1 pseudogene is annotated in these 232 nt (G+C 37.5%); it reads left to right on the plus strand.

Annotated features, from left to right (window positions below):
- Nucleotides 1-232 (plus strand): annotated as a pseudogene (locus AAEY88_RS15625) (hypothetical protein); the annotation flags it as partial.

Consider the following 232-nt stretch of genomic DNA (forward strand, 5'->3'; position numbering starts at 1 on the left):
GTATTATGAATATTTTGACGATGAAAATGCTAACGACTTTTTCCAGCATTTAGCTGGTTTACGCAGCGAGTTAATCCAAGGTAATTGGCGCCTTGTGTACTTTATGTGGCTCAAAGCGTTAGATTGTAATGACGAACCTGAGGAAATACCTTTAATTCAATTCGATTTTGAGCATCTTAGTGAGGAATTACAGGCTTTTTCTGCGTTGTATGATATTTCCTTAGCTTGGGTT

Origin of the sequence: Psychrobacter sp. CAL346-MNA-CIBAN-0220, assembly GCF_040309805.1 — a bacterium.
GTDB lineage: Bacteria > Pseudomonadota > Gammaproteobacteria > Pseudomonadales > Moraxellaceae > Psychrobacter.